This window comes from Paenibacillus paeoniae, from assembly GCF_003388735.1.
Classification (GTDB): Bacteria; Bacillota; Bacilli; order Paenibacillales; family Paenibacillaceae; genus Pristimantibacillus; species Pristimantibacillus paeoniae.
In genome coordinates this window covers 1,747,863-1,764,240 of sequence record NZ_QUBQ01000001.1, presented here as the reverse complement: position 1 = coordinate 1,764,240, position 16,378 = coordinate 1,747,863, and the positions used below count along the sequence as shown (strand labels likewise).

Sequence of the window (16,378 nt, the reverse complement as noted above, 5' to 3'; positions counted from 1 at the left end):
ATCTTTGGCTCATTTAGTATAAAGGAATTACCTTTTGGTCCTCGTTCATAAGGTAGTAGCTGGCAGTGGGGTGGCCGTCGCTATATCGTCCAGTAATGTCATTCCAAGTCAATGTAAAGATTCCCGAAACGATTAATAACCGAATAAAAAGCGATATGTAAAATAAATGGCTCAAAATAGAAAAATCAGTACTTGACGAAATCAACCGGGATTAATATAGGAAAAACATCTGCTAATCCTTTATAGTTGAGCGTCCTGCACAACAACAAAAGTGGAGATATCTATGCAGAAACCGTCTATCACAACGACAAAAGATATAATGTCCTTCAATCACGGAGAGGGCCAGCCTCTAACGGTCACTGCTGACCTTTAGAAGCTGATTTTTATGTACTCCCGGTTCTAATGGACATCCGCGGCCACTAGAAGACATTTTTCCCACAATCGTCCCTTTTGGGGCCTGTAAAGGGCATTCGTGACCGTTACCATCTCATTTTGCTGCATTATCGCTTCTAACGGACGACGGTGACCATTAGGGCACGTGTTGCCTTCGCGGATGCGAAAATAGCCATAACGAGCCGCTAAAAAGCTGGTTTGAAATACGCGCTGTCAGCGACTGCGTATTACAATTGTTCGACCAACGGCGATTGTCCGTATTCCTTGCTCAGCAGCAGATCCAGCAGCTTCGTCGCCGTATCTTCAGGAGTCTGAAGCAGTCCGTCCTTTGCTAGTTGGATAAATTGATCGACATACGGGAAGTTTTCCTTACTTGCGGAACGTATTTCAGCCTGCATCACGGTATCGATCATTCCGGGATAAACGGACGCAATTTTCACAGGGTTGGACGCATGCTGCTGTTCAAGATTAATGCTTCTGGAGAATGTATCGATTCCGGACTTCGAGGTACTGTAACAGCTCTGGGCGGGCAGCAGAAATTTGGCCGAGCCGGAAGAGACATTCATAACCCTTTTGTCTACGTCGAGTTCTTTTGTCAGCTCTATAAAGCGTGAAGTCAGTATCATGGGAGCAAGCAGATTAATCGTTACATTCTGGATAATCAGCTCGGATTCACATTGTTCAATCGGCATGACGGGGGAGAGTACTCCAGCATTGTTAATCAGATAGACGCCCTCCAAATCTGGCGCTTGTTTCACGGAGGCTATGATCGTCTCCATCAATTGGTCAATTCCAGTTAGCTCGTTCAAGTCGTATGTATGATAGCTCAACTGTGCCCCCTGTGTGACGGCTACTTCCTCCAGCTTGACGTTTACGTTTCTAGAAATACAATATACGCTATTTCCCGATTTGAGCAATTGCTCCGCCATTGCTTCTCCGATACCCCTTGATGTGCCTGTAATGATATAAGCTTTCATCTATAAACCTCCATAATCGATTAATTTGAATGATTTTGCATGCCGCGATATAGAAAGCTGTTAACGGCTTCCCTCCATAAGGCGTGATAGTCCAGCTCGAATTTAAGCATCATGCATCTCGACAAATGATCGATTGTAAGAGCTAGCAGGGTAGCTTTTTCTTCAACGTGTTCCGACGAAACGATTCCCCACTCAGCTCCCAGCGCTACAAGTCGATGGAACCCCTCTATAAAATCACACTGAATGCTCATAATTCGCTGTCTGTATTGATCGTCGCGTTCAGCGAGCGTCATAAATTCATTTAATACCCGGAGCGAGGCACGATGGTTCATGTCCTGCTTGGGCAACATGTTTAACCCTCCTTGAAACAAAACATCGCCAAAATTATCTTCCGTAACAAGGTCAGTTTGGAAATAGGTTGAAAATTTATGATCACTAAACATATGGTCGAAGGTGCTGCTGATCAAATCTTCTTTTGTAGCATAATGATAGTAAATGGACGATTTGGTCATTCCCGCTGCTTTTGCGATCATCCCCAGGCTGGTTTTCTCCAAGCCAAACTGGGCAAATAGCTCAAAAGAGACCTCAATAAGATGTGTTGATGTGACTTCCTTTTTCTTGATAGGACATACCTCCATTCTTAGGTCATAGGAGATAGTATACGTTCAGACCAGTCCATTAGTCAATAATTAAACGAACGGTCGTTCAAAAAAAGATGAAGAGGGGCAGGAGGGTTCAAAGTTCTTTAAACATATGGATCAGACAAACAGGACCCTAGGGCAACATATTGTCAATCATAAATTTGGAATTAAATGCAAGATTTCGTGGGCTGATATCATAATATAAAAGCTTTCGATTAGATTAAAAATTATTTTAGAGGGTTTTCAAGTGCTGAAAAGGACAATTTGAAACTTATGAGTGAACAATGAATTATGATAAAATTGTAGATAGGCCATTCAAAAAATATGGTTTAAATATTTTCTTTAGATGCAAAACAAGGGGAATTAATACGTAATAATACTGGTAATGCGTATTTAGGCACTAAGGTAACGAAGAAGTTTGGTAACACAGCACCTAGGAGATGTTTGCTAAACTAAAATGATATGGATGGATTAGCAAACTATCTTACGTGATTTATTTCATACTATTTCACAAAACTCGTATTTTGTACATATGTCTATGATTATGAAAAACCCCTTATATATCGATGGTTTTTATTTAATGTCATACATTTTATATGTCTTTTTCAGATATCAAAATTATAAGTTCCAAGGTTTTGCCCTCCTTTCGCGCTCCGGCTCTGCTCCGCCGAGATCTTCCGATGAACGAAAAAGCAGCTGATAGCTGCGGCCATTTTTTCTCCTATGATTCACTTATTATGATATTTATGTTGGACTGAATGTCCGCTTGCAGGAATGCCTTTGCTTCTTCATTTTCTGTCAACTGCAGAAAAATAGGCTCTTCTGTATGGCGCGCAATGACCGTAAATGTTAAGAATGCACAGCATTTTCGCTCCATGCTTACCCATTCATTGATAAGCCGCAGCGTTTCCGCATCTCCAGGAAATTGATGTTGATATCCCTTTTCAAGCTCGGAAATGCTGATCCTTCTTGTTTCAAGCCCTCCCCAGATACTTTTGTAATCCACGCGTTGTTCCCTTGTAAATACAGAATGACAGCATGCCACCGGTATATCTTGTTCCATATCTCTTATGCTCCTTTTGTCTTGCAAGAGTTGCAACCACATCCTGTTGACATACAAGTGGCTCCATTTGTTTTTCGTCTATGATAAATCATGATGGCAACTACGATGAGTATAAGCGCGACATCAGCAATAACAAACGGATTCAAAAAGAAGGAGGATATCCCTTCCCTATAACAGCTAGACCTCCAATAAGCGGCAGCGCGCAGCATAAAGCGCATGCCCCTAATATTCCAATGACCGGCAAGCCAACTGCCCTTTTTCATTTACATCATCTTCCAAGAAAGTTATAATGCAATCATAAAACTTAAAGCTAACTTTAAGTCAATAGGTGATTGTTATAGCTGGATTGAGTATTGGTCAGCTCGCGGCAAAGGCAGAGATTAATGCCTCGACGCTGCGTTATTATGAATCCGTTGGGTTCCCTCCTCCTCCTGAACGCAAAAATGGTCAATGCCGATATAGAAAGGTGGGAGATTTTGATAGAAACAAAACGTCTTATAATTAGAGAAATGGTGCAGTCCGATTATGATGCATTGTGCGGAATATTGTGTGATGAGGAAGTAATGCGTGCTGCTTATGAAAGTGCATTCAACTTAGAAGAAGCACAAAATTGGCTTAACAGGCATCTTAAAAGATATGAAGAGTATGGTTTTGGACTTTGGGCTGTTGTATTAAAAGAAACAAACGAAATGATTGGTCAATGTGGCTTGACAATGCAAGGCTGGAGAGAAAAAGAAATTTTGGAAATAGGATTTTTGTTTCAAAAAGCGTATTGGCACAAAGGTTACGCAACAGAAGCGGCAATTGCTTGCAAGGAATACGCATTCTCAGTTCTTAATGTAAATAGGGTTTATTCTATTAGGGACACAAATATAGCCTCTCAAAAAGTTGCTGTTCGAAACGGTATGAATATGATTGATAAAGATACTCAGAATTTTAGGAATATAGACATGGAATTTTTTCTGTATTCTGTAGAGAGAACAAAATGAGCATAATACAAAGTAAAAAACAATTGATCATGTAATATGCCTTTAAATTTTGCTGGAGAACTGGATGCCTTCACCATCCGGATCTAACTGTCTAGTTAGTTCCGAAACAGTAGCAAAGGATTGTCAATGGCCTTCATAAATAGATTTACAAGTCAAATTTTTTATTTTTTTTTAGTAACTCGGCACAAAGATTGAAAAAAAGTAGAGGTCATCACCCTTCAAGAAATGTCCGCTGAATAGGCGGTTGCAAGAATATCCTCATTTGTCATTAGCTTCAAGATCCCAGAAGAACTTGAATTATCTAAAATGAATCCTTCATGAGAAAACGATCTTAGCAATAAAACGCTCGCCATTCAGCAGACGTACCCTTTCAGTATTCATTCTCAAATGACTTAGTTTCCAACGGACGGGTTTCGGAGTCTGAGTTTCCATAAAACAAAAATGACTAAGGCTAAGAAACCGATTGTAACGAGCCCATATACAGATTGAAGTGCACCGGTAGAGGAAAACCGTACGGCTTGAAGCATTTCGGGTAACCCATCTGATACTGCAAGAGCTGTTCCTACGCTTTCCATAGCCGAACTTGCTATTTCTGGCTGCACTCCAGTCGGTATTACATCTGTTAAATTCCAACGATAAATGAGCATTCCGACGCTTCCAATAATGGAAACACTCAATACAGATCCCAGCCCACTGCTAACATCACTCAACGCTGAAGCAGTACCCGCACGTTCTTGAGGTACACTGGAAATAATTTGATCACTGGCAATGGTAATGGTCGGTCCAACGCCAATCCCCATCAACGATGCACCAATCATCAAGAGAACTATATCGGCCGTATGAACCGTCAAGGCAAGTAAAAATGCGCCAATTCCTGCAATGAGCAGATTAGATACCATAGCATAGGTTGGACGCATCCACCTTGTAAGCACAGGAGACACTAAAGTACCCGCAATTGAAAAAATTGCTGGAATAATCAGCAAGAGCCCCGCCTCTGTGGGTGAAAGCCCAATCACTTGTAGATGTTGGGCAAAAAGCATGCTCTCACCTACAATTAACAATGATAAAAATACTCGTGCAATTAATGAATAAGTTAATACTGGAATTTTAAACATAGACAAATCTAGCAATGGATCTTTAGTGCGCATCTGTCGATTTATGAATAGATACCCAATGGCTATACTAAGGCCAATTAGACCAAAGTAAAGTATTTTTAAACCATGACTAGCCATTTCTTGCAAAGCATAAATAAAGGTGATTAATGCCAGTGACGACAACAGTACGCTAACTAAATCCATACGTGGAGAATTCTTATCGCTGTACTCGGGAAGAAGAGGTGCAGTTACTAACAATACAAGGACAGCAGGAACATTAACAAGAAATACCGCTCCCCACCAAAAATGATCTAAGAGTATGCCTCCTATTGGAGGACCAAGGGCCATACCAGCAGAGTATGAGCTCATAATAATAGCAATAGCCACTGAAAATTGCTTCTGGTCGAAAAACATGTTTCGCAATAGCGACATCGTAGATGGCATGACCGTTGCTGAAGCTACACCGAGAAGTGCCCGTGAAGCAATTAACATCCATGATTCTGTGGAAAATGCAGCAACAATGGAGGCTAGTCCGTATACTGTTACCCCGATAATAAGCAATCGCTTCCTACCAATACGATCCCCCAAACGTCCCATCGTCAAGAAAAATCCCACCGCCAACAATTCACCTACATGAATAATCCAGAGCATTTGTGTAGCGCTCGGTGCTAAGTCGGCAGCAATGGATGGCATGGCAAGAAACAGTATGGTCATATCTGTTGCCAGCATAAAAAGTGCTAAAGTCAAAGGTACCAAGCCCAACCATTCACGCCATGTAGCCTTAGGCATGTCATTAACAACTTGAGCATATTCGTTTGTCATCTGTAATCCCCTTAGTCTAAATATTTATCGTTTGCTTGTAGCTAGGATCCTCATTAGTTCCTGCATGATCTCAGGAATAACACGGATGTCGGATGTCATTCAAATGACGTACTTACATTATTTATTCTTAAATGACTTTGTTTTCATTGCTCTAGACGACTTTTGAATAAGCAACATATAGCTCGTAATCGCCGCGACAACCAATCCCGTGATGACGATCGCAATAGGGGCTGCTGTCTCTTTACCACCTAAGCCTGTTAGGGGGGCAGCGATTCCTCCAAGTACGAATGACATACTAAGCAGCAACGCCGAGGCGCTTCCTGCAGTACCTCCCTGATCCTGAAGAGCGAGTGATGTGGACGTGCTCATCACAAGTCCCACACTGGAAACAATGAAAAAGAAACCGGCAAGAACAACGGGTAAAGAGGCTAAAAAGGTTACAGAAGCGATTAATAAGAGCGCCCCTGTCATGGCAATCATGAGCCCTGCCATCAGCAGCTTGCGTGGAGCAACTTTCCCCGCGAGTCGGCTAGCAATTTGCGTAGTCAGGATGACACCAATTCCGTTCGAAGCGAAAACAAGACTGAATTCGCGTGGAGTCATGCCGTACAATTCCTGCAAGACAAAAGACGACCCCGAAATATAAGCAAACATGGCTGCCATAATGAATCCCTGTGTGAAGGCATATCCCATAAAACCGGGATTACCAAGCAACCCTCGGTAGGTAATTAGCGTATGAGCAAGTCCGCCTTCTGAACGTCGCTCTACAGGCAGCGTTTCTTTAAGACCAAAGAATACGGCAGTAAACAAGGCCACCCCTAAAATAGCTAAAACGACAAATACACCTCGCCAAGAGGTAAGGGTTACAATCTCCCCTCCAGCTATTGGTGCAATAATGGGAGCTGTCCCATTTACAAGCATCAACAAGGCTAAAAACTTTGTTAATTCCGGTCCCGAATAGAGATCTCGCACGCTCGCGAAAGCAATAACGATACCCGCAGATCCAACAACACCTTGGATAAACCGAAGTACAATAAAGAAGGTGATATTAGGCGCAACGACACACAACAAAGAAATGATGGCATAAGAGCTCATTCCGATTAGCAGCGGAGCACGGCGCCCTTTCCAATCACTGATCGGGCCTAAGATCAATTGTCCTAGAGCGATACCGATAAGTGTTGCCGTTAAACTGAGCTGTGCTAATGAAGCTGACGCCTCCAAATCTAGCGAGATGGCCGGCAGTGCTGGCAAATACATATCAATACTCAAAGGTCCGATCCCGGCAAGTGTGCCTAAAATGATAGCAATAAGAAGTCGCTTTGACTTTGATTTAGGTTCTGAAGTTGTGCTTGTTGTTAACATAAGTATCAATCCCTTTCTTAAATGTCCCCTATTACCTTTCGTATTCTTCATAATGACTTGGAGGATGTACGTTTAACACCAGCGAATACGGAGCGCATCGTATGAAATCAGAACAAAATCGCAAATGATCTGCAGTTGACCTTAACCGGTCAGCTCTTCACTTTGATTTTTCTTTGACATCTTCCTTTGAGCCGTAATCAGCTTATAGTAAATGCCCTTCTTCTCCATCAACTCGGCATGAGAACCCATCTCCGCAATTCTCCCCTTCTCCAGTACGACAAGCCGGTCAACATGGCGAAGCGTCGACAGCCTATGGGCAATTGCAATGGTCGTTCGTCCTCGCATAACCCGTTGTAGTGCCTCCTGGATGAGACCCTCTGTCTCAATGTCGAGCGCAGAGGTCGCTTCGTCTAGAATAAGCAGCGGGGGATCATTCAGAATTGCCCTTGCAATCGCCAGACGCTGGCGCTCACCACCGGATATATTGTTTCCGTTTTCTTGAAGCAACGTATCGTAACCATCCGGCAGATTCATGATAAAGGAATGAGCATTGGCGATTCTCGCAGCCCGAATGACTTCTTCATGTGTCGCATCCGGTTTGGAGTACCGGATATTATCCAGTATGGTCCCTGTGAACAAGAAGGTCTCCTGAAGCACGACACCGATCTGTGAACGCAAATCATCCTGCTGGATGTTCCGGATATCTATACCGTCCATTGTAATTTGTCCCTCATTCACATCATAAAAACGCGAGACGAGATTAATCAGAGTCGACTTTCCGGAACCTGAGTGACCCACCAAACCGATCATTTCCCCCTCATGAATATCAAAGGATACGTCCTTCAACACTGGCTCATGGGACTTATAGCCAAAATAAATATGACGGAATGAAATGGTCCCGCGAATCTTATGCTTAACCGCCTTTTCAGCCTCCAGCACCTCCGGCTGTTCATCAATGACCGAAAATACACGGTCAATCGAAATCAAACCATTAGCGACCCATCGTGGCATAAACATCATCCAGGAAATCGGGCCAAACACCATGGTCGCATACATGCTGAACTTGACCAATTCGCCTACATTCATCTGATTGTCCAAAATCATATTGCAACCAAGCAGCAGTACAACATATTGACCGAGCTGAATCAAATAGTTGGTGATTGGAGCGATCATGTTGAACAGGGTTTCACTCTTTATGGTAGCGTTGGCAAATTCACGATGAAGCGTGCGAAATTTTTTAATCTCTCGCTCTTCCTTGCCGAACGCCTTGACGACCCGGATGCCGCTCAGTACATCATGCATGAATGAGGTCCCCCGGTCATAGATGGCCCACTGCTTTTCATATAACTTCCACAACACATGCTTCCATAAATACATGTTGATGTAGGCTACAATAGGAGCAGGCAGCAGCACCACACATGCTAAACGCCAGTCAGCACTAAAGAGCAAGGCACTAGCAGCAACCAGCAAAATGAGTTGATAGATTGCTGTTGTGCATAGCTCCTGAATCAGTTGCCGGATACGATCTGTATCCGCAGTGACCCTGTTCATCACATCACCCGCCCTTTGGGAGGTCATGAAGCCCAGAGACAGGTTTTGGATTCTCTCATACACCATTTTGCGCAGATCGGCGACAATGTTGGAGCTGGCATTAGCCATGACACGCGCCCGGACAATGGACAGCAATTCTCCGATTACAAGTCCGCCAATCATGGCGGCAAGTGCTAGATAAAACAGTCGCATGCTTGGACTTTGCCCATCAGGTGGTCGCAAAACACCGTTAATGAGAACTTCCTGAAAATAAGGTCCTGTCAGTGCGATCGCAGAAGCTGCAATCATGACAATTAGACCGATTGCAAGCGACCTCCAATGAAACTTCGAGACATGAAACAACTTTTTGAAAGCCGCGGACTTACTTGTGCATCTTGGACATACGCGGGTTCCTTCTACTAATCCCCCGCCACACTTTACACAGGTGACTTCCTCTTCATGATTAAAAATTCGGATTTGACGGGATGCAGATTTATCATTCAGTACCTGTGCCATATAGGCAAAGCGGGCGGCATGCTCCATCGTTGAGCGAACGAGGACACGCTTTCCCTGCTCATCTTCAGTCTCAAGCACCACATTACCGATGAGCGGGATCACCTTGTATGCCCATGAGTCCGTAATGACACCGACTTCCTTTGCTTGTCCATGCTCAATGTAAGCCCACTTCTTCTCCCCAATGACCAGAGAGCCTGCTGTACGATAGCCAAGCAGCGACAGGTTAGCTGGGACACAATATTCAATTTCTGCTCCGACAGCCTTCGTTGCAGCAATTCTATCTTGCTCTGTAAGCGAATAATTGATATTCATCGGCTCTCACCATCTCTTTCTTGACCGTTCTGTATGCAGGTGATGGGCCCAACTATCCATACATGCACATTTCTACCATCCGAAACTCCTTATCCGTCAACTTGCTTATATCCTGAATGACGAACCGATTGCCGTCCACATCCGTCACAAGCAGGCGATCAGGAGTGACCAGTTTGGCATGGCTTCCACCGCCTCTGACCGTGAACCGACATAAACCAGCAGAAGTCTCCGCTTCCCAATAGGAGTAGCCAAACTCCTCTTTCACGGAAATCACTTTACGAATTTCCGGGGTAAAATAACGAATGTGCAACTGTTCCTTCAGTAGTTGCTGCGTGTCTTCTGAAAAATCATCCAGACTGCGGATCATGCCAATTTCCCTATTTTCCAAAGTCCGGACAGACAAAAACATGTGTTTATTCGTATGCGGGAAGGAGCTATGTACATAGACGGCCGAATGCGTCTCTTCCATGATTGTTACCGCCAACATTTGACCTTCCGTTTTATGAAAGGCTGCATTATCCTTCGTCAGATAGTAAACGTCTGCAGCATCGGATAGCGAACCCGCTGTCTCTTCTTCCTTCAGCCGCTCTGCCGTCTGGGCTGAAGTCACCTTCTTTCGAGTCTCAGACGCACTCATACTGAAATCACCTCACTCATCTTCAAAGCTTCATCATGCTTTTTCACCAATTTATAATAAGCACCTTCGGTACCCATCAACGTGTCATGTGTTCCTTCTTCCACGACCTTGCCTTGATCCATCACGACCAAGTAGTCTGCCTTACGAAGTGTAGAGAGTCGATGTGCGATCGCAATTGTTGTTCTTCCTCGAATCAACTTATCTAATGCCTCCTGAATTTGCAGTTCAGTCTCCGTATCCAAAGAAGCTGTCGCCTCATCCAGAATCAGTATTTGCGGGTTATGCAGAATCGCTCGTGCAATAGACAAGCGCTGTTTTTCACCACCCGATAAATTGTAGCCCCCCGTTCCTACGATCGTATCGTAGCCATCGGGAAGCTTCTCGATAAAATCATGGGCATTGGCGACTTTAGCAGCATGAATAATATCCATGACGGTGCAATCCGGATTGGCGTACGCAATGTTTTCGGCAATACTACCCGAGAACACATACACATCCTGAGATACAATGCCAATGTTGGACCGTAACGACTCGGCAGCTAAATCTTTTACGTTCACACCGTCGATGGTAATCGCACCTTCGTTCACATCGTACAGCCGAGAAATGAGATTAACGAGTGTTGATTTGCCGGCTCCGGAATGTCCGACAACACCTAGCATTTGTTTGGCCTTCACCTGCAACGTAACATTCTTCAGGATGGATTTATTGGGCTCATAGCCAAATACAACATTTGTTACTTGTATATTCCCCTTCATGACCGGAATCCGGATCGCGTTCTCCTTTTCCTTCACATCCGGGTTGGCATCTTGAATTTCAAACAACCGCTGCGAAGCCGTTACACATCGAGACCACCAACCTACGATATTGTTCATAAACTCGATGGGACCATATAACATATACATATAGTGGACAAAGGTCAGCATAAGCCCGAATGAAATTTCACCTTTAAGCACCATCCAGCCCCCAAATGCCCAGATAAACATGCCGCCCATTTGGGTTAAAGCATTAAGCATGGGAAAGATTGTGCCGCTCAAACGATTGTAATTTTGCTCTGCGCTGGAGAAATGCACGTTTGTCCGTTGAAATCGTTCCATCTCCCGATGCTCCATGCCAAAAGCCTTTATGACTCGGACCCCTTTAATAGAGTCGCTTATGATGGAGTTCATCGCAGACATACGGCGGTGTGTTCGCGATGATAGACGTAACAGCTTAGGGTATACCTTTTGTATGAGATAAAAAACGATCGGAAGCGGTAAAAAGCAAATTAATGTAAGTTTCCAATCCAGTACTAACAGAATGATAGTAATACCGATGATATTCATGGCATTCACGATAAAGTAAGAAAAGACATCTATTAAAAAAATTTGCAGCTCGGCTGAATCGTAATTCATCCGAGTTATGAGTTGTCCTGTCTGCTTCCGCTGAAAAAAGTTCAGTGACAAGCGCTGCATCGCAGTAAAGATAACGGATTTCAGATCGAATACAAGGTTGGCAACCATTCTCACATTGAGAGTACTGAATAGGACACCTGATAATAGGGATAAGGTTCGAAAAACAATGACAAGCAAGATGACCAGCCCAATCTGATCGGCAAAATAACCTTCTCCTTTAAGGGCCTGATCGAACAAAGCTGTACCAGTCAAATAAGGAATGACCAGTCCACTCGCGGAATTCAGTAACATTAAGAAAATAATGAGCAGGGCTGAGAATTTGTAAGGCTTCACAAACGATAACAGTCGGAGAACCAAAGCGCCTTTCTTCATGCATTTCGGACAAATTTCCCTGCCTTCTTCCGGGTACATTCTCCCGCAAGTTGGACAAGAGCCATTGACAGTCTCATCTTCGAGCAGCTCACTATCCAGCTCTTCCCCGTGTTTCAGTTTCTCGAAGATGACGGTAAACCTGGATGCCTTACTCATGAGTCCATTCGTAAATGTCGCAATGATACGCTCCTGAGGTGCCTTCATCACCAGCATGCCTGATGCAACAAGGTTAACCATGAATATGGATTCGATATCTTTGATTTCAAACGTCTGAACCGACCATTCACCTTCCTCCTGAGAGGAATTATTTTGGACCAACTGCGGGTAGCCCCTGTAGGTTTTTTCATGTTCCGGTTCTTTGATACTTTTGGCAATCAGCAGCTTGTGCCTGGACAAGGCCATGTATGTATCGAGAAAATACCCGTCTGACGTACGATCGCATATCATCTCGAACAGGATATCCTTCTCTAACCATCCCTCCTGCTGCAGTATGGTTAATTTCTCTTTAGATCGAATAGTCATCAACTCCATCGGCAGTATCCATATACAAACTTTTGTGATTCACAAACTCATATTAGAATGCTTCAATATCTTATTTCTGGTTTTTTGTTTTGTCAACTTTTTTGTATATAAAGTATAATAAATAAAGTGACTCTCCCCTAGCGAAAAGCATGCATACCCTCCCCTGAAAAGGCTTAAGGAGCAGAAAACTATCGCATTTCTCCCGTTGCTTGGCTTCTGAACGCCATTCTACTTCGTCAACAAAGATATTGACACTAAAATAATTGTATATTAAAGTATTGTACACATTGTATACGATTAAATTTAATAAATTGTAAAATAAAAAAGTCCACTGCTGTTCTACGTAGAAGACGAGCATCCGTTAAGGTCAATTTTCACAAAATTTATACAAACAGAACCAAAGGTGCAGTTTGTTTACATAAGCACCTTTGGCAGCTTGGGGTATTTCCTAAAACGATTCGTTATTTTACTTTCATTAGGGCCATTTTCAAGTGCTTAATCATGAAGATAGGTCGACTGGTTAATATAACGTGAGTGTTCAACCTCATCAAGCATAAAAGTCGCGACATCGGAACGGGATATTTGAGCTAGCATAGAAGGTCGAAATGAACCATGCTTAAATTCTCCTTTTTTCAGCCCATCCGTGAGCTTGGGCGGCTGTACAATCGTCCAATTCAGCCCGCTTTGCCGCACGACTTCATCTTGCTTTTCTTTGTCTGTAAATTCTCGATACATGAGGAGTGATATCGTTTTAACGACTATTCTCATTACACAACCCAGTTGCCTTCTACTGGCCGGACTGGTACCGAAGCCAGTTAATACAATAATTCTCTTGACCTGATGTTTTTTCATTCCATTTACGATGTTCAACGTCGCCTTGGCACAAATATCTGCGGGACTGCTTGAATTGGCACCGAGCGCTACAATCACTGCATCTTGCCCCTGAATAGCTAATTCCACCTCATGCGTATTAAAGACACTGCCTTCCAAAATGGTTAAATGATCATGATGAATCATCATCCGTTTTGAATCACGTACAAAAGCAGTAACTGAATATCCTCTTTCTATTGCTTGTTCAATTAACCTTAGCCCTGTGCTTCCACTTGCACCAAAAATGGCAATTTTCATGTTCAACTCACCCGCATTCCTTATTTATGTCTCAAAGATCGACATTTTTGAAAGCATCGCTGTCTCACGGTCATATAATAAATGATTGTTCATTTATCGTCAACTTCCTTTGTATACCTATGCAGTTACATCTAAAAACTGTCCAAAGCAGCTTGTCAAACGATTTAAATGCTTGGCTAAACCTTACTTAGCATCTGAAGTGTTACACTTAAATTATCTGAAATTCAACCCTATCCCTAGTTAAAACAATCATTTGTTCCTTTCATTTCTACCTGCCGTAATGATTAGAAGTCCTTTAATCAGCACGACTTTTTCAGTACCTTTACAGTTATAATGTGATCCTTTGCTTGGATACTTTTGATTTATTGACTTTAAATAAACGATCATTTATTATTTGCGTATGAGGCCTAGAGATGATAACAAAGTAGAAGCCATTTTCGATGCGACTATAGAGCTCGTCAATGGTATGGGTTTTGCCGAAACATCGATATCTAAAATAGCTAAAAGAGCAAACGTATCTTCCGCAACCATTTATATTTACCATGAAAACAAGGAGGATTTACTTTACAAAACCTATTTAAAGATTAAAGGAAAAATGAGTGAAAATATGTTTCAGGGAATAGAAGATTCCCAAAGCGTTAAGGAACACTTTGATGCTATACTCCGCAACTACGTTGATTTTATCCAAACAAATAAGGAATATTTTTTGTTCTTGGAGCAAATAATGAATTCACCCTTACCTCAGAAATGGTGCATGGAGGATACAGCGAGCCAGTTCATGCCTGTTTTCAATATGTTTGAAAACGGGAAAAAACAAGGGTTGTTTAAACAAGAAAATGTAGATCTTTTAATTGCACACTCCATCTTACCTTTAGCAGAGTTGGCTAAAGGTCATTTAAAAAAAGGAACGATAATTGAAAAACATCAATTGGATGCTTCAATCAAGATGAGCTGGGATGCTATAAAAGCCTAGACCCATTGTCCAAACAACACATAGCGATGATACACGCTTATCTCGCTTTGTTTTTTACCTTTTTAATAAATGAACGTTCTTTTATTATATAATGGGGGGATTTTATGATAGCGCAATGGACGCCAGATCAAATTCCAAACCTACAAGGAAAAACCGCAATTGTAACTGGAGGTAACAGTGGAGTCGGTTATTATACAGCACTTGAACTAGCGAAGCATGGAGCTAATGTGATTATTGGAAGTCGAGATATCAAACGTGGAGAAGATGCCGTAATCAAAATGAAAGAAACTGCACCTCACATCCAGGTCTCGGTACATCAATTAAACTTAGCTGAGCTGCAATCCGTTCGACATTTTGCCAATATCATGACAAAAAGCTTATCTGGAATTGATATTTTGATCAATAATGCGGGAATCATGTCTGTACCAACACGTGAATTAACAGTTGATGGTTTTGAGATGCACCTTGGAACCAATCACCTTGGGCACTTTGCATTAACGGGTCTGTTATTACCATTAATCGAAACCCAAAATGGTCGAATAGTTACGGTTAGTGCACTCTCCTCACAAATGGGGCATATTGATTTTTCAGATTTGAACATGGATAAAAAATATAGACCTATAGCTGGATATAACCGTTCTAAGCTTGCGAACATTTTATTTGCACGCGAGTTAAATCGTCGAGTAAAACACAAAAATGTAACTTCTATCGCCGTACATCCTGGGACGAGCCCTACTCGGATCAGTAGAAATACGTCCTCGGGATTGAAAGGATCCGCCCAGCTATTAATGAAGTTGTTGGGAACTACGCCTGATATATCGGCTTGGCCGTCACTCATTGCTGCCACAGATGACAAAGTGACCGGCGAAAACTACATTGGATTACGAATGAACCCATTCAAAGATAAAACCCCTGTGCTAGTGGACTTTCCTAAGAAATCTTTAGACTTACAACTTGCGGAAAAGCTTTGGTCTGTTTCTGAAAAGTTAACAGATGTCCATTATCAATTTTAGGTATTATGAGCTCTCATTTAAGTATGGATATCACACTATCCCACTGATTTTAATAATCTTGAAAAGAAACTACACCTAGGAGTGGATGCTCAGATGGAATTATTAACTCACTATGCGATTCCCGTTCTAATCGTCTTTTTCATGCTCTATCGCAGATTTAGACGTACTGTAGGGTTCCAGCCTTTCAAGCCAAGGGCACTGAAAATTAGAATCGGCTTATTTGCCGCCATTAGTATCCTGTTATTGTACGCAGCTTCCTTCAAACCACAGTTGTTCGCCTTTGATGCCATTGGCTTGGCATTAGGTGCGATTGTCGTCTATTTTGCAATTCGGTATTTACGGTTTGAGCAACGGGAAAAAACGATTTATTATCGTACGCATATCGCTATTGAAGCATTCGTCGTCGCTTTGTTTGTAGGGAGAATCGCTTACAGCGTCTTGATCATGTTCACAAGTGGTAATGCAGCGGTAGGTGCAAAGGCTATGCATTTCAAACAATTCATTACAGATCCGTGGACCGCTCTCGTCTTCTATATTCTAGTCACCTACTACATCGGGTACTCCATATTCGTTCTTCGCAACAGCGTCAAACAGGTCAGCTTGCAATAGTGACCTTAGAAATTTAATTAACGTTTGGTTTATA

At 42.6% G+C, this 16,378-nt stretch carries 14 protein-coding genes; 5 read left to right on the top strand and 9 right to left on the bottom strand.

The features are described 5' to 3' along the window. Positions 1–620: 620 nt before the first annotated feature. The 3 genes from DX130_RS07970 to DX130_RS07960 form a co-directional block, all read right to left on the bottom strand. On the bottom strand, positions 621–1,370 hold the full coding sequence (locus DX130_RS07970; protein WP_116044197.1) for a (S)-benzoin forming benzil reductase: 750 nt from the start codon (positions 1,368–1,370) through the stop codon (positions 621–623). A 20-nt stretch (positions 1,371–1,390) separates the two neighbouring features. After that, positions 1,391–2,008, bottom strand: a complete 618-nt coding sequence (locus DX130_RS07965) for a TetR/AcrR family transcriptional regulator (protein ID WP_116044195.1) — start codon at positions 2,006–2,008, stop codon at positions 1,391–1,393. Between the two features lie 724 nt (positions 2,009–2,732). Further along, complete coding sequence (locus DX130_RS07960) at positions 2,733–3,074, bottom strand: hypothetical protein (RefSeq protein ID WP_240644352.1); 342 nt, start codon at positions 3,072–3,074, stop codon at positions 2,733–2,735. A 328-nt stretch (positions 3,075–3,402) separates the two neighbouring features. Here DX130_RS07960 and DX130_RS07955 point away from each other — a divergent pair, with 328 nt between their 5' ends. Both DX130_RS07955 and DX130_RS07950 read left to right on the top strand, forming a co-directional pair. Continuing rightward, positions 3,403–3,579 carry a helix-turn-helix domain-containing protein gene (locus tag DX130_RS07955; protein WP_240644351.1) on the top strand — a complete coding sequence of 59 codons (177 nt, stop codon included), beginning with the start codon at positions 3,403–3,405 and terminating at the stop codon, positions 3,577–3,579. Then, positions 3,551–4,063, top strand: a complete 513-nt coding sequence (locus tag DX130_RS07950) for a GNAT family N-acetyltransferase (RefSeq protein ID WP_206098776.1) — start codon at positions 3,551–3,553, stop codon at positions 4,061–4,063. Before DX130_RS07955 ends, DX130_RS07950 begins: the two co-directional genes overlap by 29 nt. 392 nt (positions 4,064–4,455) lie before the next feature. Here DX130_RS07950 and DX130_RS07945 read toward each other — a convergent pair whose 3' ends face one another. From DX130_RS07945 to DX130_RS07920, 6 genes are all read right to left on the bottom strand, one after another. Further along, positions 4,456–5,979: an MFS transporter gene (locus DX130_RS07945; protein ID WP_116044194.1), complete on the bottom strand. Its 1,524-nt coding sequence runs from the start codon at positions 5,977–5,979 to the stop codon at positions 4,456–4,458. Between the two features lie 117 nt (positions 5,980–6,096). Beyond that, positions 6,097–7,341 (bottom strand): multidrug effflux MFS transporter, encoded by a 1,245-nt coding sequence (locus tag DX130_RS07940; protein ID WP_116044192.1) that lies wholly within the window; start codon positions 7,339–7,341, stop codon positions 6,097–6,099. Positions 7,342–7,482: 141 nt separating this feature from the next. Next, positions 7,483–9,699: an ABC transporter ATP-binding protein gene (locus DX130_RS07935; protein ID WP_116044190.1), complete on the bottom strand. Its 2,217-nt coding sequence runs from the start codon at positions 9,697–9,699 to the stop codon at positions 7,483–7,485. A 52-nt stretch (positions 9,700–9,751) separates the two neighbouring features. Next, positions 9,752–10,336, bottom strand: coding sequence for a DUF1854 domain-containing protein (locus tag DX130_RS07930; RefSeq protein ID WP_116044188.1), 585 nt, complete (start codon positions 10,334–10,336; stop codon positions 9,752–9,754). After that, on the bottom strand, positions 10,333–12,630 hold the full coding sequence (locus tag DX130_RS07925; protein WP_240644350.1) for an ABC transporter ATP-binding protein: 2,298 nt from the start codon (positions 12,628–12,630) through the stop codon (positions 10,333–10,335). Before DX130_RS07925 ends, DX130_RS07930 begins: the two co-directional genes overlap by 4 nt. A gap of 486 nt (positions 12,631–13,116) precedes the next feature. Beyond that, positions 13,117–13,749: an NAD(P)-dependent oxidoreductase gene (locus DX130_RS07920; protein WP_116044186.1), complete on the bottom strand. Its 633-nt coding sequence runs from the start codon at positions 13,747–13,749 to the stop codon at positions 13,117–13,119. Between the two features lie 400 nt (positions 13,750–14,149). Between DX130_RS07920 and DX130_RS07915 the strand changes: the two genes are divergently transcribed. The 3 genes from DX130_RS07915 (at position 14,150) to DX130_RS07905 (ending at position 16,344) form a co-directional block, all read left to right on the top strand. After that, on the top strand, positions 14,150–14,722 hold the full coding sequence (locus DX130_RS07915) for a TetR/AcrR family transcriptional regulator (RefSeq protein WP_116045825.1): 573 nt from the start codon (positions 14,150–14,152) through the stop codon (positions 14,720–14,722). A 104-nt stretch (positions 14,723–14,826) separates the two neighbouring features. After that, a complete protein-coding gene (locus tag DX130_RS07910) occupies positions 14,827–15,735 on the top strand; it encodes an oxidoreductase (RefSeq protein ID WP_116044184.1) in 909 nt (302 codons plus the stop codon). A 93-nt stretch (positions 15,736–15,828) separates the two neighbouring features. After that, a complete protein-coding gene (locus DX130_RS07905; RefSeq protein WP_116044183.1) occupies positions 15,829–16,344 on the top strand; it encodes a CcdC protein domain-containing protein in 516 nt (171 codons plus the stop codon). Positions 16,345–16,378 lie beyond the last annotated feature (34 nt).